This window comes from Mycobacterium sp. NGS69, from assembly GCF_059812165.1.
On sequence record NZ_JCALCD010000032.1, the window covers coordinates 1 to 365 of the forward strand.

The 365-nt window shown below is 63.3% G+C and carries 1 pseudogene; it reads left to right on the forward strand.

Going from position 1 to position 365, the window contains the following annotated elements:
* Nucleotides 1–246 precede the first annotated feature (246 nt).
* Nucleotides 247–365 (forward strand): annotated as a pseudogene (locus AC5Y2S_RS28955) (IS110 family transposase); the annotation flags it as partial.

A 365-nucleotide genomic window follows, 5' to 3' on the forward strand; every position in this document is an offset into this window, starting at 1 on the left:
GCGTCTCAGTGTCAGTCTTTGGTTGCCGTGTTACGGCGTGCCTGCATGACAGGGCTGTGGTGCGGTGGTTGGTTCCGTTTCACCTGGTGTCTGGCTCCCTTTGCGTCTGCGGCCTTCGGGTTGGCTTGGAGCAGTACTGCCGGCATCGGGTGGGACGGACCGACCGGCGTGACTTGATAGGAGCGTGGCATCGCCCCGACTGAGATGTGTCCGCCGGCCGGTCCAACCTCAACACCCATCCACGGAGTGAAGGAGGCAACCACCATGGTTGTTGTCGGAGCCGATGTGCACAAGCGCAGTCATACATTCGTCGCCGTCGACGGGGTCGGGCGCAGGCTCGGCGAAAAGACCGTCGCGGCGACTAC